Source organism: Burkholderia sp. BE12, from assembly GCF_002959955.1.
In the GTDB taxonomy this organism is placed as follows: domain Bacteria; phylum Pseudomonadota; class Gammaproteobacteria; order Burkholderiales; family Burkholderiaceae; genus Burkholderia.
Map to the genome: position 1 here is coordinate 21613 of NZ_PREY01000033.1, position 19433 is coordinate 41045.

At 65.4% G+C, this 19433-nt stretch carries 25 protein-coding genes and 2 tRNA genes; 18 read left to right on the forward strand and 9 right to left on the reverse strand.

Features of this window, described 5'->3' with window-relative positions; all coding sequences use genetic code 11:
* Nucleotides 1-20: 20 nt before the first annotated feature.
* The 4 genes from C4B30_RS28485 to C4B30_RS28500 form a co-directional block, all read right to left on the reverse strand.
* Complete coding sequence (locus tag C4B30_RS28485) at nucleotides 21-851, reverse strand: arginyltransferase (RefSeq protein ID WP_027784334.1); 831 nt, start codon at nucleotides 849-851, stop codon at nucleotides 21-23.
* 33 nt (nucleotides 852-884) lie between these two features.
* On the reverse strand, nucleotides 885-1649 hold the full coding sequence (aat, locus tag C4B30_RS28490) for a leucyl/phenylalanyl-tRNA--protein transferase (RefSeq protein ID WP_027784335.1): 765 nt from the start codon (nucleotides 1647-1649) through the stop codon (nucleotides 885-887).
* A gap of 11 nt (nucleotides 1650-1660) precedes the next feature.
* Nucleotides 1661-2206: an NUDIX hydrolase gene (locus C4B30_RS28495; RefSeq protein WP_027784336.1), complete on the reverse strand. Its 546-nt coding sequence runs from the start codon at nucleotides 2204-2206 to the stop codon at nucleotides 1661-1663.
* A gap of 183 nt (nucleotides 2207-2389) precedes the next feature.
* Nucleotides 2390-2466 (reverse strand) — tRNA-Met (locus tag C4B30_RS28500).
* Nucleotides 2467-2663: 197 nt separating this feature from the next.
* On the opposite strand from C4B30_RS28500, the gene C4B30_RS28505 reads away from it, so the two are divergent.
* Genes C4B30_RS28505 through C4B30_RS28515 form a run of 3 tightly spaced genes read left to right on the forward strand, consistent with a single transcriptional unit; the run spans nucleotide 2664 to nucleotide 4689 of the window.
* Complete coding sequence (locus tag C4B30_RS28505) at nucleotides 2664-3161, forward strand: heme-degrading domain-containing protein (RefSeq protein WP_027784337.1); 498 nt, start codon at nucleotides 2664-2666, stop codon at nucleotides 3159-3161.
* Between the two features lie 9 nt (nucleotides 3162-3170).
* Nucleotides 3171-3503 carry a DMT family transporter gene (locus C4B30_RS28510; protein ID WP_369718844.1) on the forward strand — a complete coding sequence of 111 codons (333 nt, stop codon included), beginning with the start codon at nucleotides 3171-3173 and terminating at the stop codon, nucleotides 3501-3503.
* A 31-nt stretch (nucleotides 3504-3534) separates the two neighbouring features.
* On the forward strand, nucleotides 3535-4689 hold the full coding sequence (locus tag C4B30_RS28515; RefSeq protein ID WP_027784338.1) for an enoyl-CoA hydratase/isomerase family protein: 1155 nt from the start codon (nucleotides 3535-3537) through the stop codon (nucleotides 4687-4689).
* A 131-nt stretch (nucleotides 4690-4820) separates the two neighbouring features.
* Here C4B30_RS28515 and C4B30_RS28520 read toward each other — a convergent pair whose 3' ends face one another.
* The gene (locus tag C4B30_RS28520; protein ID WP_006484223.1) at nucleotides 4821-5249 is read right to left on the reverse strand and encodes a hypothetical protein; all 429 of its coding nucleotides are present in this window, start codon (nucleotides 5247-5249) and stop codon (nucleotides 4821-4823) included.
* A 339-nt stretch (nucleotides 5250-5588) separates the two neighbouring features.
* Between C4B30_RS28520 and ssuD the strand changes: the two genes are divergently transcribed.
* The 9 genes from ssuD (at nucleotide 5589) to C4B30_RS28565 (ending at nucleotide 12357) form a co-directional block, all read left to right on the forward strand.
* Nucleotides 5589-6746: an FMNH2-dependent alkanesulfonate monooxygenase gene (gene ssuD, locus C4B30_RS28525; RefSeq protein ID WP_027784339.1), complete on the forward strand. Its 1158-nt coding sequence runs from the start codon at nucleotides 5589-5591 to the stop codon at nucleotides 6744-6746.
* Nucleotides 6747-6762: 16 nt separating this feature from the next.
* Entirely contained in the window at nucleotides 6763-7575 is an 813-nt protein-coding gene (gene ssuC / locus C4B30_RS28530) for an aliphatic sulfonate ABC transporter permease SsuC (protein WP_027784340.1), read from the forward strand.
* A complete protein-coding gene (locus tag C4B30_RS28535; RefSeq protein WP_027784341.1) occupies nucleotides 7572-8534 on the forward strand; it encodes an ATP-binding cassette domain-containing protein in 963 nt (320 codons plus the stop codon). The genes ssuC and C4B30_RS28535 overlap by 4 nt, the downstream gene beginning before the upstream one ends.
* A gap of 57 nt (nucleotides 8535-8591) precedes the next feature.
* A complete protein-coding gene (locus tag C4B30_RS28540) occupies nucleotides 8592-8807 on the forward strand; it encodes a TOBE domain-containing protein (RefSeq protein ID WP_006476104.1) in 216 nt (71 codons plus the stop codon).
* Between the two features lie 145 nt (nucleotides 8808-8952).
* Nucleotides 8953-9150 carry a hypothetical protein gene (locus C4B30_RS28545; protein ID WP_027784342.1) on the forward strand — a complete coding sequence of 66 codons (198 nt, stop codon included), beginning with the start codon at nucleotides 8953-8955 and terminating at the stop codon, nucleotides 9148-9150.
* A 55-nt stretch (nucleotides 9151-9205) separates the two neighbouring features.
* Nucleotides 9206-9445, forward strand: coding sequence for a hypothetical protein (locus C4B30_RS28550; protein WP_027784343.1), 240 nt, complete (start codon nucleotides 9206-9208; stop codon nucleotides 9443-9445).
* 424 nt (nucleotides 9446-9869) lie between these two features.
* Nucleotides 9870-10856, forward strand: a complete 987-nt coding sequence (dusA, locus tag C4B30_RS28555) for a tRNA dihydrouridine(20/20a) synthase DusA (RefSeq protein ID WP_027784344.1) — start codon at nucleotides 9870-9872, stop codon at nucleotides 10854-10856.
* Between the two features lie 54 nt (nucleotides 10857-10910).
* Nucleotides 10911-10986 (forward strand) — tRNA-His (locus C4B30_RS28560).
* Between the two features lie 855 nt (nucleotides 10987-11841).
* Nucleotides 11842-12357, forward strand: coding sequence for a GNAT family N-acetyltransferase (locus C4B30_RS28565; RefSeq protein WP_027784356.1), 516 nt, complete (start codon nucleotides 11842-11844; stop codon nucleotides 12355-12357).
* A gap of 93 nt (nucleotides 12358-12450) precedes the next feature.
* On the opposite strand, the gene C4B30_RS28570 is transcribed toward C4B30_RS28565, so the two are convergent.
* Nucleotides 12451-12915 carry a plasmid fertility inhibition factor family protein gene (locus C4B30_RS28570; protein WP_027784357.1) on the reverse strand — a complete coding sequence of 155 codons (465 nt, stop codon included), beginning with the start codon at nucleotides 12913-12915 and terminating at the stop codon, nucleotides 12451-12453.
* A gap of 290 nt (nucleotides 12916-13205) precedes the next feature.
* Here C4B30_RS28570 and C4B30_RS28575 point away from each other — a divergent pair, with 290 nt between their 5' ends.
* Entirely contained in the window at nucleotides 13206-13601 is a 396-nt protein-coding gene (locus C4B30_RS28575; RefSeq protein WP_027784358.1) for a hypothetical protein, read from the forward strand.
* A 683-nt stretch (nucleotides 13602-14284) separates the two neighbouring features.
* On the opposite strand, the gene C4B30_RS28580 is transcribed toward C4B30_RS28575, so the two are convergent.
* Entirely contained in the window at nucleotides 14285-15028 is a 744-nt protein-coding gene (locus C4B30_RS28580) for a DUF695 domain-containing protein (RefSeq protein ID WP_027784359.1), read from the reverse strand.
* A 183-nt stretch (nucleotides 15029-15211) separates the two neighbouring features.
* Between C4B30_RS28580 and C4B30_RS28585 the strand changes: the two genes are divergently transcribed.
* The 4 genes from C4B30_RS28585 (at nucleotide 15212) to C4B30_RS28600 (ending at nucleotide 17083) form a co-directional block, all read left to right on the forward strand.
* Nucleotides 15212-15520 (forward strand): hypothetical protein, encoded by a 309-nt coding sequence (locus tag C4B30_RS28585; RefSeq protein ID WP_027784360.1) that lies wholly within the window; start codon nucleotides 15212-15214, stop codon nucleotides 15518-15520.
* A 38-nt stretch (nucleotides 15521-15558) separates the two neighbouring features.
* Nucleotides 15559-15807: a hypothetical protein gene (locus C4B30_RS36225; RefSeq protein WP_080681337.1), complete on the forward strand. Its 249-nt coding sequence runs from the start codon at nucleotides 15559-15561 to the stop codon at nucleotides 15805-15807.
* 103 nt (nucleotides 15808-15910) lie between these two features.
* Nucleotides 15911-16447, forward strand: a complete 537-nt coding sequence (locus C4B30_RS28595) for a hypothetical protein (protein ID WP_027784361.1) — start codon at nucleotides 15911-15913, stop codon at nucleotides 16445-16447.
* A 162-nt stretch (nucleotides 16448-16609) separates the two neighbouring features.
* On the forward strand, nucleotides 16610-17083 hold the full coding sequence (locus tag C4B30_RS28600; RefSeq protein ID WP_027784362.1) for a VOC family protein: 474 nt from the start codon (nucleotides 16610-16612) through the stop codon (nucleotides 17081-17083).
* Nucleotides 17084-17152: 69 nt separating this feature from the next.
* Here the strand turns inward: C4B30_RS28600 and C4B30_RS28605 are convergent, their stop codons facing one another.
* Nucleotides 17153-18124, reverse strand: a complete 972-nt coding sequence (locus C4B30_RS28605; RefSeq protein WP_027784363.1) for a GGDEF domain-containing protein — start codon at nucleotides 18122-18124, stop codon at nucleotides 17153-17155.
* A 262-nt stretch (nucleotides 18125-18386) separates the two neighbouring features.
* On the opposite strand from C4B30_RS28605, the gene C4B30_RS28610 reads away from it, so the two are divergent.
* Complete coding sequence (locus C4B30_RS28610; RefSeq protein ID WP_027784364.1) at nucleotides 18387-18614, forward strand: hypothetical protein; 228 nt, start codon at nucleotides 18387-18389, stop codon at nucleotides 18612-18614.
* A 150-nt stretch (nucleotides 18615-18764) separates the two neighbouring features.
* Here C4B30_RS28610 and C4B30_RS28615 read toward each other — a convergent pair whose 3' ends face one another.
* Complete coding sequence (locus C4B30_RS28615) at nucleotides 18765-19388, reverse strand: phospholipase D family nuclease (protein WP_027784365.1); 624 nt, start codon at nucleotides 19386-19388, stop codon at nucleotides 18765-18767.
* Between the last annotated feature and the right edge of the window lie 45 nt (nucleotides 19389-19433).

A 19433-nucleotide genomic window follows, 5' to 3' on the forward strand; every position in this document is an offset into this window, starting at 1 on the left:
CGTAGCCGCCGCGACGTGCGTCAGTTCGTGCCGGAATGCCCCCCCGGCAACGGCGCGCGCGCCAGCGCCGCGTCGACGGGCGGCAGGTCGATCCGTTCCGGATCGAGCGCCTTCCAGCGGCCGTCGATCAGCCCTTCGAGCGGATGGAAGTTCGCCTTGTAGGCCATCTTCGGGCTCTCGCGGATCCAGTAGCCGAGGTACACGTAGGGCAGCCCGAGACTCTTCGCCTGTTCGATCTGCCACAGGATGTTGTAGGTACCGTAGCTCGTGTGCCGGTCGTCGGGCTCGAAGAACGTGTAAACCGACGACAGCCCGTCGCCGAGGATGTCGATCATGCTGACCATTCGCAGCTTGCCGGGTTCGCCGCCTGGTGCGTCGAGGTCGCGGAATTCGACGAGGCGCGAGTTGATCCGGCTTTGCAGCAGGAACTGCTCGTACTGGTCGCGGCTGTCGCGATCCATGCCGCCGCCCGCGTGGCGCGCGGACTGGTAGCGCATGTAGAGCGCGTAGTGCTCTTCGTCGTAGTGCAGCGGCGAAACCGTCGCGACCAGCGCGCGGTGCCGCTTCCACATCCTGCGCTGCGTGCGCGTCGGCACGAATTCGCCGACCGGCACGCGCACCGGCACGCACGCGCGGCAGCCGTCGCAGTACGGGCGGTACGTGAAGACGCCCGAGCGGCGGAAGCCGGCCTTCACGAGTTCGGTGTAGATGTCGGAATTGATCAGGTGGCTCGGCGTCGCGACTTGCGAGCGCGCGATGCGGCCGTCCAGATAGCTGCACGGATAGGGCGCCGTTGCATAGAATTGCAACGCCGAAAGCGGTGAAAGCGGCAGCTCAGTCGGGTGAGTCATGGGCAGCTCTCGATGCAGGGAAGGAGTGCCGCGCTAGCGCTCGGTCCCGGAGGGCGCCGCCGTTTCGGCGGGGCCCGTCAGCGCGGCGAGCACGCGCTTGTCGAACTGCCACGGAATCGGCGGTTCGGCTACCGCGCGGCGCACGTGAGCGACAAAGGCCTTGCGTGCGATCTCGCGGCCGCCGAGCGACGCTAGATGCGACGTATTCTGCTGGCAGTCTATCATTTCCAGCCCCTGCTCGCGAAGGTGCGCGATGAGCGCGGCCAGCGCGATTTTCGACGCATCGGTCACGTCCGCATACATCGACTCGCCGAAAAACATCCGGCCGAACGAGACGCCATAGAGGCCGCCGACGCGGCGCCCCTCGTGCCATGTCTCGATGCTGTGCGCGTTGCCGCTGCGGTAGAGCGACGTATAGGCGTCGATGATCTCGGCGGTGATCCAGGTGCCGCGCTGTCCGCGGCGAGGCGCCTGCGCGCAGGCGCGCATCACGCCGGGAAAGTCGTGATCGACGCGCACCTCCCATTCCGGCTCGCGCAGCACGCGCTTGAGCGTTTTGCGCAGCGACGGCGCTACCTTGAATTCGGTCGGCACGAGGATCATGCGCGGGTCGGGGCTCCACCACAGCACCGGCTGGCCGTCCGAGTACCACGGGAAGATGCCGCGCAGGTAGGCGTCGATGAGGCGCGACGGCAGCAGGTCGGCGCTCGCGGCGAGCAGCCCGGGTGCGCCGGTCGCGGGGCCGAGCGCGCGTTCGATGGACGGAAACGGATCGTCCGGGCCGAGCCAGGGAACCATGGGTGCGGGGCTCAGCCGTTGCGCAGCGAGCGGAAGATATCGCCGGTGTGCACGCCGTAGTCGCCGGCGGCGCGATCGGCGAAGAAGAAGCGCAGCGTCTGGCTGACGGTCGGGAACGCGATCTCGTCCCACGGAATGTCGGCTTCGTCGAACAGTTTCACTTCGAGGCTTTCCTCGCCGGCTTCGAAGCCCGGATCGGTGAGCCGCGCCAGGTAGAACAGGTGGACCTGGTGCACGTGCGGCACGTTGAGCAGCGTGAACAGGTTCTGCACCTCGACGCGCGCGCCGGCTTCCTCGAGCGTTTCGCGCGCGGCGGCTTCCGCGGTCGTTTCGCCCATTTCCATGAAGCCCGCCGGCAGCGTCCAGAATCCGTAGCGCGGTTCGATCGCGCGGCGGCACAGCAGGATCTGGTCGCCCCAGACCGGCACCGTGCCGACGACGTTGCGCGGATTCTGATAGTGGATCGTGCCGCAGTGATCGCAGACGAAGCGCTCGCGGTTGTCGCCCGGAGGAATGCGCGCGAGGACTTCGTAACCGCAGACGGAGCAGAATTTCATGTCGAATGGAAGGGACGAGGTGATGCGAGTGTATCACCGGGCCGCGGCATTCTCGAACGCCCGCGCATGCGGCGGCGTGTCGTCCGAAATGGCGGCCGCGTGCGCGAAGAGGGGGCGGCGCCCGGACGCGCAAAAACAAAAAGCCCGGCGTTAAGCCGGGCTTTTTGCGAAATTCTGGACGGTTGGTTGCGGGGGTAGGATTTGAACCTACGACCTTCGGGTTATGAGCCCGACGAGCTGCCAGACTGCTCCACCCCGCGTCCGTCGAAGAAATGAATTATAAGGAGTTACCCGAGCGCGTGCAAGCACTTTCTGACAATCGCGTGTCGTGTCTTGTGGGGCCGGTACGGTGGGTGGGTGCGCTAGAATCGAACGGTTTGTTTCGTTTCTTCGGCAACGGCGCCTTGCGCGATCGCATCGGCGCCGTTGCGACTCTCACTACTGCATCGACGGATTCATGGACATCGCTCACGATCTGCAATCGATCGGCGCGCAGGAACAGGCGCTCGTGTTTCCCCATTTCGATCCCGCCCGCGCGTGGGCGCTCGGCAACCGGATGCATGCGCTCGCGACGTCACGCGGTCATGCGATCGCGATCGACATCGTCACGTTCGGCCAGCCGCTGTTTTACGCGGCGCTTGCCGGCGCGACGCCCGACAACGCCGACTGGGTGCGCCGCAAGCGCAACGTCGTCGCGCATTTTCGCCGCAGCTCGTACGCGATCGGCCTGCGCATGCAGCAGGCCGGCGCGACGCTCGCGGACAAGCATGGATTGGCGGTCGCCGAGTATGCGTCGCACGGCGGTTCGTTTCCGCTGACCGTCGCCGGCGCCGGCGTGATCGGCTCGATCACCGCGTCCGGGCTGCCGCAGCGCATGGACCACGAGTTCGTCGTCGAGGCGCTGTGTGCCGAGCTCGGTCACGACTATGCGGTACTGGCCCTCGCAAGGAGCTGAGCGATGCAACTGCCCGGTTACGCCTGGCTCGCGATCGCGATCGTCGCGGAAGTGATCGGCACGTCGGCGCTGCGCGCGGCGGACGGTTTCACGCGCTTCTGGCCGTCGGTGCTCGTCGTCGCCGGTTACGGCGTCGCGTTCTACTGCCTGTCGCTCACGTTGCGCACGATGCCCGTCGGCATCATCTATGCGGTCTGGTCGGGCGCCGGCATCGTGCTGATCACGCTCGTCGCGATGCTGCTCTATCGCCAGGTGCCGGACGTGCCGGCGGTGATCGGCCTGGGGCTGATCATCGCGGGCGTCGTGGTGCTGAACCTGTTCTCGAAGATGCAGGCGCACTGAGCGTGCGACTGCCGTTTGACGGATGACCTTCATGACCGATTCCACTTCCGCCGCCGTTTCCGCCGAATCCGCCCAGCCCGACGTGCGTGCGTATGTCGCGAACCGCATCGGGTTTCTCGAACTGAACCGGCCGAAGGCGTTGAACGCGCTGTCGGTCGGCATGATCCGGCTGATGCAGCAGGCGCTCGACGCATGGCGCGACGATCCCGACGTCGTCGCGGTCGTCGTGCACAGCCCGCATCCGCGCGCATTCTGCGCGGGCGGCGACGTGCGCTTCTTCCACGACGCGTGGCAGCGCGGCGACCGCGATGCGGTCGACACGTTCTTCATCGAGGAATACACGCTCAACCATGCGATCTTCACGTATCCGAAGCCGTACATCGCGCTGATGCACGGCGTCGTGATGGGCGGCGGCATGGGGATTTCACAGGCGGCGCGGCATACGGGCGGCCTGCGCGTCGTGACCGACTCGACGAAGATGGCGATGCCCGAAACGCGCATCGGCCTGTTCCCGGATGTCGGAATGAGCTGGTTCCTCGCGCGTACGCCCGGCGCGATCGGCCGCTATCTCGCGGTGACCGGCGCGACGCTCGATGCGGCCGGCGCGCTGTACGCGCAACTCGCCGACGTCTATCTGCCCGATGCCGCGCTGCCGGTGCTGCTCGACACGCTGCACGGCGTGCGCATCGACAGCGGTGCGCACGCCGTCGCCTGCGTGACCGAGGCGGCTGCCGCGCACAAGGTCGTGCCGACGCCCGACACGTCGGCGCTCGCCGACGCGCGCGCCGGGATCGACCGGCATTTTGCGCGCCCCGACCTCAACGCGATCCTCGCGTCGCTCGACGCCGAGCAGGATTGCGCGGCGGTCGACGGGTGGGTCGAGAAGGCGACCCACGCGATGCGCGAGCAGTTGTCGCCGCTGTCGATGGCCGTGTCGCTCGAAGTCGTCGAACGCGCGCGCGGCGCGACGATGGCCGATTGCCTGCGGCGCGATCTCGATCTCACGCGCTCGACCTTCGCGCGCGGCGACGTGATCGAAGGCGTGCGCGCGCTGATCGTCGACAAGGATCACCAGCCCGTGTGGCGTTTCAGGTCGACCGCCGACGTCGGCCGCGCCGACGTGCTCGCGATGTTCGACAGCCCGTGGACGCCCGACACGCATCCGCTGCGCAAGCTGAAGGACTGACGTCGATCGGGCCGACCCGCGCGGCCCATCAGCCGCGACACGGAAACGAAAAGGCCGCGTGCACATGCACGCGGCCTTTTTCATGGACATCGGCCGGCCCGAGCCCGAAGGGTGCGTCGCCCGCGCCGACGTTATTCGTCGCCCGCGTCGTCCGACATGAAGGCGCGCATGAACACGAGCGCGCCGAAGCCCCACACCGCGTTCGCCGCGAAGCCGGCCGCGAGCACGGGCATCATGTTGCCCGACGGCCAGATGCCGCGCAGCGGATCGATCGCGAACACGCGGGCGGCCGTCAGCACGATACCGCCGAACACGAGCGCGCCGATCCACGATGCTTCGCGTTCCGGCGAGACGCGCAACAGCCATGCCATCGGAATCGCGCAGCACGCGCTGATCAGCGCATTCGCGACAAATTCAGGAATGCCGAGCGGCGCGAACGGTTGTGTCGAGAAGCCGGTTGCGGCGATCAGGTCGGCCGTGTGAAGGAGGGCGAGCGTGGCCTCGCGGAAGAACAGGGCGGCCAGGAAGCCGGACAGGAATGGCAGGATGACTTTCTGCATCGATGAGTGCACCGCAGGCGCGCACGGCGGGGCCGGGCGCGCGGAGTTATTCGGATAGGTGCGCCATTATAGAGCCCGGCCGCCGCGATATTCGCTCCAGCGTCGCGCTAATCACGAAAGCGGAAAACCTAAGCTCAAAAAAATCGTTCCAAAGCCCTGGACCGATCCCTAGACTGATTTCCCGGAAACAGCCGTGCGATCGCGTCCTCGTCCGCTGCACGGCCTCACCGGCGAGCCATCCCGATTCGAATGCACTCCATGCATGCGTCGCTCATTCGCGACGCGAGCAGGGCGACGTTTTTTCAAATTTTGGCAGTGACAGTCAAGCAGGAGCAGCAGATGAATGTGTTCTGGTTTATCCCCACGCATGGCGACAGCCGCTATCTCGGCACGGCCGAAGGCGCGCGTGCCGCGGACTACGATTACTTCAAGCAGGTTGCCGTGGCGGCGGATACGCTCGGCTACGACGGCGTGCTGCTGCCGACCGGTCGTTCCTGCGAGGATGCGTGGGTCGTCGCGTCGAGCCTCATTCCGGCAACGCAGCGCCTGAAGTTCCTGGTCGCCGTGCGCCCCGGCATCGCTTCGCCGGGGCTGGCCGCGCGGATGGCCGCGACGTTCGACCGTCTGTCGGGCGGCCGCCTGCTGATCAACGTCGTCACGGGCGGCGATGCGGCCGAGCTCGAAGGCGACGGCCTCTTTGCCGATCACGACACGCGTTACGAGATCACCGACGATTTCCTGAACATCTGGCGTGGGCTGCTGGCCGCGTCGCACGACAACGGCGGGTTCGACTACATCGGCAAGCACCTGCAGTCGAAAGGCGGCAAGGCGCTTTATCCGCCCGTGCAGCATCCGCATCCGCCGCTGTGGTTCGGCGGCTCGTCGCCGGCCGCTCATGCGATTGCCGCCGATCACATCGATACCTACCTGACCTGGGGCGAGCCGCCCGAGGCCGTCGCGAAGAAGATCGCCGACATCCGCGCCCGTGCCGATGCGCGCGGCCGCAAGATCAAGTTCGGCATCCGCCTGCACGTGATCGTGCGCGAGACCGAGGACGAGGCATGGCGTGACGCCGAGCGGCTGATCAGCCGGCTCGACGACGACACGATCGCGCGTGCGCAGAAAGCGTTCGCGAACATGGATTCGGAAGGCCAGCGCCGGATGGCCGCGCTGCACGGCGGCAAGCGCGGCGGCCGCGAGGTGCTCGAGGTCTATCCGAACCTGTGGGCCGGCGTGGGGCTCGTGCGCGGCGGCGCCGGCACGGCGCTCGTCGGCAATCCCGAGCAGGTCGCGGAACGCATGCGCGAATACGCGGATCTCGGCATCGAGACGTTCATCCTGTCCGGCTATCCGCACCTCGAGGAGTCGTATCGCTTCGCGGAACTCGTGTTCCCGCTGATCAAGGGCAAGGGCGTCGAGAAGGCGGCCGGCCCGCTGTCGGGGCCGTTCGGCGAGATCGTCGGCAACAACTATCTGCCGAAGACGAGCCAGAGCTGAGCAACGGAGGCTTGCGATGACAACGAAAACATCGACGACGGGCGCCGCCGTGGCCGCTCGCGCATGGCGCGGCGTCGCGCCGTGGCTCGTGCCGCTCGCGTTGCTGGTGGTGTGGGAAGTCGGTGCGCGCACCGGCTGGCTGTCGACCCGCGTGCTGCCCGAGCCGGTGGCGGTCGTGCGCGCGGCCTGGTCGCTCGTGACGTCGGGCGAAATGTGGGCGAATGTGAAAGTGAGCACGTGGCGCGCGCTGTTCGGCTTCGCGATCGGCGGCGGCGTCGGCCTCGCGCTGGGGCTTGCGACCGGGCTGTCGAAGGCCGCCGAGGTCGCGCTCGACTCGACGATCCAGATGATCCGCAACATCCCGGCGCTCGCGATGATCCCGCTCGTGATCCTGTGGTTCGGCATCGACGAGAAGGCGAAGCTGTTCCTCGTCGCGCTCGGCGTGTTCTTCCCCGTCTACATCAATACGTATCACGGGATCCGCTCGGTCGACGCGAACCTGATCGAGATGGCGAAGAGCTACGGTGTGCGCGGCTTCGCGCTGTACCGCGACGTGATCCTGCCCGGCGCGTTGCCGTCGATCCTCGTCGGCGTGCGTTTCGCGCTCGGGCTGATGTGGGTGATGCTGATCGTCGCGGAGACGATCTCCGCGCAGTCGGGCATCGGCTACATGACGATGAACGCACGGGAATTCCTGCAAACCGACGTGGTGGTGGTCGGCATCCTGCTGTACGCGGTGCTCGGCAAGCTGGCCGATGTGCTGGCGAAATGGCTCGAACGCGTGATGCTGCGCTGGCACCCCGCTTATCAATCAGGAGCAAAGGCATGAATGCGACGACTTCGGCGGCCGCCTATGGCCCGCTCGCCGGCGCAGACCTCGAGGCCGAGCTGGCGCAGGCCCGCGTCGCGGACGGCGACGCGCGTGACGCGGCGATCCTCGAGCGCGACGGCGGCGCATCGGTCGTGCCGCTCGCGCGGCGGCGTGCGGCGGGCAGCCCGGCCCCCGACGACGCGGTCACGCTGTCGGGCGTCAGCAAGCGCTTCGGCGCCCGCACGGTGCTCGACAACGTCGAGCTCGGCATCGCGCGCGGCAGCTTCGTCGCGATCGTCGGCCGCAGCGGCTGCGGGAAGTCGACGCTGCTGCGTCTGGTCGCGGGGCTCGAGCAGCCGAGCAGCGGCGCGCTCGTGAGGCGCGGCGAGGGCGGCGGCGTGCTCGATACGCGGATCATGTTCCAGGATGCGCGCCTGCTGCCGTGGAAGACCGTGCTGCAGAACGTGATGCTGGGCCTCGGCCGCGGCGCGCGCGACCAGGCCCGCGCGGTGCTCGACGAAGTCGGGCTGCTGGAGCGCGCGAACGACTGGCCCGCGCAATTGTCGGGCGGGCAGCGGCAGCGTGTCGCGCTGGCCCGCGCGCTCGTGCACCGGCCGCAACTGTTGCTGCTCGACGAGCCGCTCGGCGCACTCGATGCGCTGACCCGCATCGAAATGCATGCGCTGATCGAGCGCCTGTGGCGCGAGCACCGGTTCACCGCGCTGCTCGTCACGCACGACGTGCAGGAGGCCGTCGCGCTCGGCGACCGCATCCTGCTGATCGAGCAGGGGCGCGTGGCGCTCGACCAGCCGGTGCCGCTCGACCGGCCGCGTGCCCGTGCGTCGGCCGCATTCGCGGCGCTGGAGGATCGCGTGCTGAAACGCGTGCTCGCCGGCGGCCCCGGCGCGGCCGTTCAAGACGCGGAGCGTGAAGCAGACAAGGTTCGGCCGGCCGGGCAAATCCGCTGGGCCGTTTAATTCCGGGCGGCTCCGGCCGCCCGTTCTGAGACTTTTTTCTTCGGAGCGATCATCCCGATGAGCATCACTGCAATCAACGTACGGAACCAGTTCAAGGGCAAGGTCAAGGAGATCATTCGCGGGTCCGTGGTTTCCGAAGTCGACGTCGAGACGCCGTTCGGCATCGTCACGTCGGTGATCACCACCCGTTCGGTGGACGAACTCGAACTGAAGGTCGGCGCCGAAGTCGTCGCGCTCGTGAAGTCGACGGAAGTCTCGATCGCGCGCCTCTGAGCGCGTGTGTCGTGCATCGGGGCGCCGCCGGGCAGACAACGTGCCCGACGGCGCCGCATTTGCATTCGCGCAGCGCGTTTGCCTCGGTATTCGACTCCCGGACGAAGTGCTAGGATGGAACGACACCGATGCCGGAGGCGAACGCATGACCCCCATCCTTTCCCCCGAAGCCATCGAGGCGCTGAAATGGATCGACCAGTTCGGCGACAGCCGGCCGGTTCCCGCCGCGTTCGACGACGTCGTCCATGCGTTGCTGAACGACGGGCTGATCTATCTGGCGACGGCCGACCGGGTCGATCTGACGGCCGATGGCCGGTCCTTTTTGTCCGACGAATACGATTGAGCGCGCGGCGCCGGCTGCTCGGGCGGCCTGGCGCGGCGTCGCCTCGGAGCGTGCGATGGAACCGAGAGGCAGCGACCTCGGCGATTTCAGCGAGCCGTACCGCGGTTTCGAGATCGAGGTGAAGACCGAGCAGGTCTGGGACGGTGAGCATGCGCACTATCGCGTGCTGCAGGGCGATGCCGTGCGGATCGACTGGCGGCTGGTCAAGGTCGACGGGATGCTGCTGACCGAGCGGCGCGTGATCGAGCGCGTGCTCGACGAGGCGCGCCGGGCGGTCGATGCGGAACTGGGCTAGGGCTAGGGCCTGTTCACGCTGATAACGGGCTTGCGAACGTGCCTTTCCGCCCGGAGGGCAAGGAGAGAGGAGGCGCAATAGCCGTCGCTATTGCAACGACGAACGACGCCGCCATGCGGGCGGAAAGGCACGTTCCCCTGTTTGGAAAAAATTCGTTCGTGGGGCTGGCCCCCAGAAGGGCCGATCGCCGCGTCATGCTCCTCGCGAATACGTCGAGTATTCGCTTCGTCGCAATCCTTGCGCTCGGCCCTTCTGGGGGCCAGCGCAAGCCCGTTATTAGCGTGAACAGGCCCTGGCGCACGTGTCGGGCGGGCACGGCCCGTATTGCGGTAAAATATTGGGTTGTTTCCGTGCCGCCTGGCCTGTACCCGAATTCATGTCCGTTCCGTCCTCGCTTCCTCCCCGCCGTGTATCCGTCGCGCCGATGCTCGACTGGACCGACCGTCATTGCCGCTCGTTCCACCGCACGCTGACGCGCAATACGTGGCTGTATACGGAGATGATCACGACGGGCGCGCTGCTGTTCGGCGATGCCCAGCGGCATCTTGCGTTCACGCCGAGCGAATCGCCGGTCGCGCTGCAACTGGGCGGCAGCGAGCGCGACGATCTCGCGCGCGCGGCGAAGCTCGGCGAACAGTGGGGCTACGACGAAATCAACCTGAATTGCGGGTGTCCGTCCGAGCGCGTGCAGCGCGGCGCGTTCGGCGCATGCCTGATGAACGAGCCGCAGCTCGTCGCCGACGGCGTGAAGGCGATGCGCGATGCGGTGTCGGTGCCGGTGACGGTCAAGCACCGCATTGGTGTCGATGCGGTCGAGGACTACGCATTCGTGCGCGATTTCGTCGGCACGGTGGCCGAGGCCGGTTGCGAAACGTTCGTCGTGCATGCCCGCAACGCGATCCTGAAGGGGCTGTCGCCGAAGGAGAATCGCGAGATCCCGCCGCTCAAGTACGACTATGCGTATCGGTTGAAGCGCGATTTTCCGTCGCTGGAAATCGTGATCAACGGCGGCATCACGACGCTCGATGAAGTCGAGCAGCATCTCGAGCACGTCGATGGCGTGATGCTCGGCCGCGAGGCGTATCACAACCCGTACGTGCTGGCGGAGGTCGATGCGCGCTTCTACGGGTCGACCGCAGCGGTGCCCACGCGTGAAGAGGCTGAAGCGCAACTGATCGCGTATTGCGCGGCCGAGTTGAAGCGCGGCACCTACCTGGGCGCGATCGTGCGGCACGCACTTGGGCTGTATCGTGGCATGCCGGGCGCGCGCGGCTGGCGTCGCGTGCTGTCCGACAACAAGAAGCTCGCACGCGGCGATCTGGCCGTGTTCGACGAGGCACGCGCGCATCTGAACGAAGCCGAAGAATTTTTTGAAAAAAAGGCTTTGCAAGATTCAAAAGACTTCGTATAATCTTGTTCTTCGCTGCTGAAACAAAACAGCGAAGCGAAGAAAGCAGTATCAGTGGTGGCTGTAGCTCAGTTGGTAGAGTCCAGGATTGTGATTCCTGTCGTCGTGGGTTCGAGTCCCATCAGCCACCCCAACGAATTCAAGCAAAAAGCCCGGTTCAATGAACCGGGCTTTTTGCTTTCTGGCGTTCGGACGCACCCACGGTGTGTTTTGGTCACGGCGTCTTTAACGGAATGGCACACCGTATTCAATGAATCAACCGTGATGCCATCTCGGCTTCGCGCTTCAAAAGAACGATTACGTAAAGCGCTCGGCGCGACAACAACATCAAGCGCATGGAAGGGGCCGCCCTATGCACGAGAGAATCGAATGCCGTAGCGATGAATTCGACGGTCACGAAATCGTCATCGAGTCCGTGCAGGTGTCGAAATCGGGCGTGTGAACATGCGTGGTATCGACCGATAGCGCCGCTTGTCCGGCATCTCCGATGTGAATGACGGAGAGGGCGACGAGGCCCCCGGGTGTGCTTCGTATCGCGTTTCCGTGTAGTTGCGCCGACAACCTTCGTATCAGGTTTGCCCGCGACGCTTCTTTCCCCCTAAGGTTCCCGCCCGCCGTGCCGTTATCTTGCCTGGACAGCCCTCGTGCCTCGAATGCTGATCCGTTTTCTTGCCTGCTCGCGCAAAACGCGAGCAGGCTTTTTTCGTTTACGACCGCTCGCAACCGGCTGATTGGCGGAATCGCACAGGGCCTTGGCGTAAACCGACAAAGCGCAGCAGTCTTACATGCATGTAATGTGTGACCTTCCTCGTGCCCTCATGCTTTGCAGGGCCGTTCGATCCCGACGACCGGAGAAGGTGTCGGGATTTTTTTGCCCGCGTGCCGGCCTCCCGACGACGAGCCCCGGCGAAATGCATCCCGCAGAAGCGCGGTATATTTTGCGAAGACACATGCCGATCAAGAGAACGAGCACAAGGAGTTGCCACCGATGCCGGACACCCGGACCACACTGCGCGCCGCGACGGCGCACGACGCGAGCCACATTGCTCGCCTGCACACGCTGAGCTGGCAAACCGCCTATAGCCACATCCTTCCGGCCGCCTATCTGTCCGACGAGGTGCCGACGGAGCACGCGGTCCGGTGGCGCAAATATCTCGATCGCAGCGAGAGCGAGTGGGGCCTCGTGCTGATCGCCGAGTCGAATGGCGAGCCAGTGGGCTTCGTCAGCGCCGAACGCCCCGTCGATCCGGCGCTTGGTGTGTTGCTTGATTGCCTGCACGTTCATCCGTCTCATCACGGCAGCGGCACGGGCAAGCGCATGATCGAAGCCGTTCGCGCATGGGCCCGGTCGATTGGCGTGGACAAGGTCCATCTGCAAGTGCTGGAGGGCAACGTGCGTGCGATCGGGTTCTACGAACACAACGGCTGGCAATTGGCCGGTGTCGAAACGAGCCGCATCGGCCGGACGGAAGTCACCGACCGGATTTACGCGATCCAGGCTTGAACGCTTGCCGGCATCGCCGCGCGGCGCGCGCGCGTGCAACCGCGGCCGGCCGCTACGGCATCGCGGCCGGTGAAAGCCGAATGGACTGTGCCATTACTCTCCGCAATACCGGAGAAGCAAATCGGCTTCGGTCTCGTGGATTTCGACGGGCAAGATCGTCGCGCCGGCATAGGCGAGATAGCGCGCGCGATGCTGGCCGTTACGGAACGATGCGACGCCGATTTTCGACAGGCCGGGAATGCCGAGCAACGTTCGTGTTCTCGTCTCGCGAAACGTGATGAACGGCATGTCCGGAATCCGGTCCTGGTTCGGATCGAGGAATTCGCGAATACCCGCGGCCTTTCCAGGCGCCCAGTACTGAACCGACGGCAGCACATAGTCGGTGGTGTCGCGGTCGGCGCAGGTCAGCAGCTTCTTCAGGTCGATCGTCACGACCCGATGTCGAGAGTCGTCGGACGAAAATACCCGCTTGAGGTGCGTGTAAGCATAGGGAGCGTGCCCGGGAAGCTGGACGATCCAGACATCTACGCCGCCTTGTCGTGCATGAGCGAGCGTCATTATTTCCTCTGGTGGCGCAAGCAGTCTTTGTGACTCGAGTTTAGCAGCGCGGACAGCTGCACTGCACGCCGATACCAAAAATAGGAAAGCGAGCGACTTACAGCTTAACCGGCAAAAAATGAGACCGGTCATACGTTGACGGTCCATATCGACAGGCCGCGAGAATATCGCGATACTGCCAGCGAGAATGAAACCCTGCGCGAAATTCACGCAAGATTCACACGGTGTTGCGAAGCACGTCGGGCGCCGGGCATCATGAAAATTGAGAAGGCACGTTGAGCGGAGAAACCATGTCGTCGAAACTCGAGATCGAATATCTCGATTACTGCTTCACGGCAACGCTCGAAATCACGGCGTCCGGCCGTACCGCCGTTGTCGACAGGCGGCTCGAATCCGACGTGCGAAGCAAGACGCTCGCGTGGATCGTATTCGATCGTTTTCTGGAGCGAAGCGATTTCGCCGATGAGGAGGACGCGCGCGCCAATATCGTCGACTGGCTGGAGCGGCTTGCCGATCCGAGGCCCGTCGCATCAACCGAGATTGCGAAGGCGAGCGCGGTGGCAACCGGCGCAGTGGCGGCAGATGCGTCGACAGCCGGCATCGCCTCCGACGCCGCTAGTGAAATCATCTGCAATCTCGACTGGATCGAAATGGTTGGCGACTGGTTTTCCAATGGCTCGTTGTAGCAACGAACTCGTATTTTCGTGATGCAGATCATTGTGCGCAAGAAATTCCGCGTGAAAAAATGACGCGGAAATCGTATCGCACAAAAAAAATAGAATAATCCTGCTTTGACAATATCCGCGACTTACCGGAAACTGCGCCCGGGTATGAAAAATCGACTTGAGTTAAAAATAAATAAAACGCTGGAATGAAAAGGCGGGCGCTGTCGCCGGGCTCTTCGTCAACGATGCCGGCAAGCAATGCGCCGCGCTTGAATCATGACGGTATTCGCCGGCAGGCGAGCATGCCGATGCCGTCACGTTGTCACCAAAGGGTGAGTTGCCGCACAGACCGCCGCGCGACCCGCGGTCACAATTTGACCGGTTGACCGTTCTTCCCCGGCCCGGTCAACCATTTCCCCGCTCGCTCGCGCAGGAGCGGGGGCTTTTTGCCCCCCGACGCCGGAAGGCTGCGTCGGTGGAACCGGACAGGCGTTCGGCGGGCTGTGCGACGGCACTCGTGCGCATCCCGACATCCGTTCGCCCGATCCGTACGAATTGCTTTCCTCGTGCCTGAGCGAACCCTCAGGCCCATCGCCGTTTTTTGCCGGCGATGCCTTGATCCCGGCGGCGCGCAACAACGCTGCCGGGATGTTTTTTGCGTCGCCTGCGTGACGTCACGTCGCGCCACGGGCATGGCGCTCCGCTCAGCCCGCCTGTTCGACGCTCGTTTCCCATCCATCGTAGTTGCCGCCGAGTGCGCGCACCTCGCGATTGAGCGCGATCGTATGGCGCGTGATGTCGGCGAGCGCCGTCGTGCCTTCGTGCGAAAACCGCACCGCCGACTTGCCGTCTTCGGTCGGCGCGACCGATTCAACCGGATAGCCTTTCGCTTCGGCCCAGTCCGCGAACTGGTGCGCGTCGCTCGGGTCGGGGAAGTACGCCCAGTGCATCACGCGCCGGTTCACGTCGGGGACGTCGCCTTGCTGCCGCAGCGCATCCAGCGTGCGCATGTCGCGCATGATCTGCCAGTCGTCGTCGGTCGGGTAGAGCGTCTGCCAGTATGTCGTCTTGTCCGGGTCGTCCTGATGGGCGTACTGAAGCGCATAGGTCGTCTGGTCGGCCAGCGAGTCGACGATCTCCGCGGCCGCCTCTTCGTCGAACGGCACGTAGAAAAGAAAATCCTGGTTGCCGTCGACGGTGATGCGGCCGACCTGCACGCCGCCTTTCGCGGTGATCGCGGCATCGAGCAGAGCCTCGATCTTTGCGAGATCGGCGTATTCGTCGCCGGTCGGCAGACCTTCGGGCGACGGATGTGCAAAGGGGATGCGCACGCTGAGCACCGACGTGCGCGGATCGCCATCCGCGATTTCCGCGAAGCCGTGGTTGAAGCTGATGAAAGCCTGATGGTCGCCCATTCTGGCAGGGAAGGTTCCCCAGGCGTCGCTCATGTGTTTCTCCCGTACACGATTGTCTGTTGACGGTTGCAAAGCGTCTCAATGTATCATCGAAAATCGCGTTGGCCGGAGCCGCGCACGTGATCGCGGGCCGTGCGCGCCGCGCAGGCGAGGTCCGGGCTGTTCGCCGCTCGCCGCATGCATGCGGCAGGCCGCAAAAATTCAAGGGAGATGCCGATGTCGACGTTTGCGGTGAATGGTGTCCGAATCGATCCGCTCAGCGCGCGCGTGACGCACGTGCGGTGGGCGGCCGTGAACCCGGCCGATCGCTCGTGGGCGGCGGCGCCCAGCGAGGCCCCGGTGGCGGACGTGGCGCGCGCGCTCGCGTCCGGTGGCGATGTCCGCGCGATCTTCTCGGCATCGGACACCACCGCAATCGGCCCCAGGCTGAAGCGCGTGCTGTATCGCGATGCGTCGGAAGGCATCGAGCTCGACATCGATGCGACGAGCGAGTCGCGCACATTGCGCGATCTGCCGCAGATCTGACTACGACGGTACCCGAAACGAATCGCGAGAACGCGTCCATGACCCTGCCCAGAACCGCCATCGCCCCGCTGGCATTCGCGCTTTGTTTGCCGCTTGCCGCCTGTCAGACCGCGTCCGGCCCGACGCCCGTGCAACCGTCGCCCGAGACCGCGTCGGCGACCGTTCCCGCGTCTTCGCCGCCGGCCGCGCCGATTCGCGGCATGGGGCTCGCGCCTCGTCTGGCTGGGCAGAGCCACTGGGCCGTCGGTCAATGCACGACCAACGGTACCGTCAAGGTATGCAATTGACCGACGTCGGCGCAATGGCGCGTGATTCGCGCAAACGGGATCGGAGTCCCGACATGCCGCCCGAGTCGATGGACCGGCGGGCGTCGGCACGAGCAGGCGTGCAATGAACGAACGCGAAACGACGAATTCCGGCTGGCACGTCGATCCCGTCGCGGGAACGGTCGCCGGCTCGTTGCCGGTCACGCTGGCAGTCGACGGCCGAAGCCTGAAAAGCAGGGCGGTCGTGTGTGCGGGGCTGGCCGCGGCGAGCCTGTGCGGTTATGTGGCCGCCCCGACGCTCTGGCCGGTGGCGGCGCTGGCCGCGTTGCTGGGGTTGTCCAGTGCCGCATTGTTCGTCTCGTCGCGGCGCAAGATGGCGCTGCAGGTCGACGAGACGGGCTTCCGGCTGATCGGTTCCGCCCGCGAAAAACCTGTCACGCCGTGGCGTGACGTCACGGAATTCCGGATCGTCCGCGTCGCCGGTAATCATTACATCGGCTACCAGTTCTCCGCACATTCGTCGCGCACGAAGGTGCCGGGTGGTGTGATGCTGCCGATCGCCCGGTTTGCCGATCTTCCGCTCGACGCGGTGGCCGAGTTGCTGGAGGCCTGCCGCCGCCAGTTCGGCCTGCCGGACGAACCGGCCGACCGAACGGGCTGACGAGGCCCGAGGGGCGCTCGGTGCACCCAGTGGCTCAACCAAACAAAAAATCTCGTGTGTCGTGTCGATTTCCGCGGGAGTCGTCCGTCGTAGCATCGGAGGCGTGCGCATCGCGCGTCCGTCCCGATTTTCGATACGACAACCGACTGAAGGAGCGACACCATGCCCACGTCCGTCAAGCCGATCCCGGAAGGGATGCGCACGCTGACCCCGCATCTGATCTGCGCGGGCGCAACCGCAGCCATCGACTTCTACAAGCGCGCATTCAACGCGACCGAACGGTTTCGCCTCGCGATGCCCGACGGCCGGCTCGCGCATGCGTGCCTTGCGATCGGCGATTCGACGCTGATGCTGGTGGATGAAATGCCCGAACACGGTGCGATGGGCCCGAAGGCGCTGAAAGGCACGCCCGTCTGCCTGCATCTGTACGTGCCGGATACCGATGCCGCAATCGCAAAGGCGGTCGCGGCCGGCGCGACGATCACGATTCCGGCCGCCGACATGTTCTGGGGCGATCGTTACGGGCAGGTCGAGGATCCGTTCGGGCATCGCTGGTCGCTGGCGACCCATCAGCGCGACCTGACACCCGAGCAGATCGCGGACGCAATGGCTAGCGCGCCGCCTTGCGGAAGCTGACCGACGTCACTGCACGACCGCGGCCGAGCGGCGGCCTGGTTGCGCCGCGGCGGCGCGGCGCGTCCGCGGTCATGCGCCGGCCGTCTTGCCGCGCTGCTTGTGTTCGTACATCCGGTGATCGGCCGATGCGAGCAGGTCGGCGACGGTGCGATGGCGTGCGGGATCGTACGCAACGTGCCCGACGCTGAAACGGATCGCGTAGCCGCGTGAGTCGGCTGCATTGCGCTGCGCGAGCGCCTGCGTCACGCGTTCGATGGGCTGGGCGACGTCGGACGGATCGGTGGCGCTCAACAGCGCGACGAACTCGTCGCCGCCGAGCCGCGCGATGACGTCGCTGTCGCGCAGCGCGTCTGTCAACGTTTCGGCGAACGCCTTCAGCGCGCGATCGCCTTCGGCATGGCCGAAGCGGTCGTTGATCGCCTTGAAATCGTTCAGGTCGAAGAACAGCAGCACGGCGTGGCGGCCGACGCGATCGCACAGGCTCAGCACATGGCGGGCGAGAATCTCGAAGCCGCGGCGGTTCGTCAACTGCGTGAGTTCGTCGGTGGTCGCGAAATGCAGCGCGGCGATCTCGCGCTCGGTCATGTGGGCGAGATCGCCGAGGAGTGCGAGTTCGTCGGGTTCGAGCGAGCGCGGCCGCGTGTCGATCAGGCATAGCGTGCCGATGGGGGCGCCGTTCGGTGCGGCGAGCGGCCGGCCGGCGTAGAAGCGGATGCCGGGCGCGCCGGTGACGAGCGGGTTGTCGTGGAAGCGATCGTCGTTCAGTGCATCCTGGATCACCATCGTATCGCCCGCGAGCAGTGCGTGCGCGCAGAACGACACGTCGCGCGGCGTCTGCGTGGCGTCGAGTCCCGCACGACTCTTGAACCACTGGCGATTCTCGTCGACGAGGCTCACGAGGGCGATCGGTACGTCGAACAGCCGTCGCGCGAGACGCGTCAGGCGATCGAAGCGCTCTTCAGGTGGCGTATCGAGGATCGAGAGCGAACGAAGCGTATCGAGCCGGGCCGCCTCGTCGGTCGGTGTCGGTGCGATTTGCATGGGCCTTGCCTCTTGTCCCGGCCGTTGGGCCGTCATGGGTCGTACGTTGAACAGTATCGCGCATTCCTCGATGCATCGCCACGCTTCATGTCTCGCGGCTGCGGTGAGGGGGCTCGGGAGGGTCGGCGAAGATGCCGTGAGAAGCGGGTGTCATCGCACCGTGTTTCGTTCCGATGCGGAATCGCACAGGCGATACCTCAAGGTGCGCGTCGCCATGCCGTAAATAGGACGAGTCCAATCGTTCATCACATCCCATCGCACCATGGTTCGAATTCTGTACGCGGGCTATCTCGCGTTTGCGCTGTATCTCCTTTACCCGCTGGTTCAGAACACGCTGATGTTCAGCACCGATTGCGTGAGCAGGGTGCTGCCCATGGGCGATCACGGCTTGTCGGCGAATTCGGCAAGCGGTGCGGACGGGCACGCGAACCACTGTATGTCGGGCGCGCATGCCGGCGCAGCGATCGGGCGGGTGCCTGAAATCCATTGAACGCGGCGTCGTCGCTCGTGAGGGGCGCTTCGCGAATTGGCATGCTGGCCATTTGGCCGAATTGAACATCGCGCCATGCTCGCCGATCATCTGCAACACGGCGGCAAAAATGCGGGCGGTCGAGCGCGGGGCGAAAGCGCGTGTCGCGCGTCAGTAGCTGGAGCGGTACGGCGTGCCCTGGTCGAAGCGGCTTTGCCAGTGCGTGAGGTAGCGCGACGCGAGTTGCGGATTGTTCCAGACCACGACGACGTTCTCGGAATTGCGGCTGGCCGCCGACGCACTGTAGTTGAACGAACCCGTTTCGACGTGCTCGGCGTCGATCACGAGGTACTTGTCGTGATGGATCGCATAGGCGTCGATCGTGCGCGTCGGGATGCCCGCGTTGACGAGCAGGTTCAGTGCCTGCTTGCTGCTCTTCGCGCGGTTGCCCTTGTCGTCGACGACCACCGCGACATTGACGCCGCGGCGCTTGGCGGCAAGCAGCGCGCGCGCGACGGGCGGCGACGTGAACGAGTAGGCGGCGACCCGGATCGAGCTGCGCGCCGCGCCGATCGCTTTCAGCACGAGCGCCTCGGCGCCGCCGTCGGGCGAGAATGCCGATTCGACGACCTGGGTCGCGGGTGCTTCGTGAGTGGGGGCCGGCAACCATCGCGACACGAGATCGATCGCTTGCTGGAGCAGCGATTCGCTTTGCGTCTTGCCGAAGGCGGCGAAGGGTGTGGCGAGCAGGGAAGCGGCGAGACAGGCGGCAGCGAGGCGATTGCGCGACAACATCTTGGACAGCGAATAATTTCGAGACAGCGGGCCGTGAGTGTAACG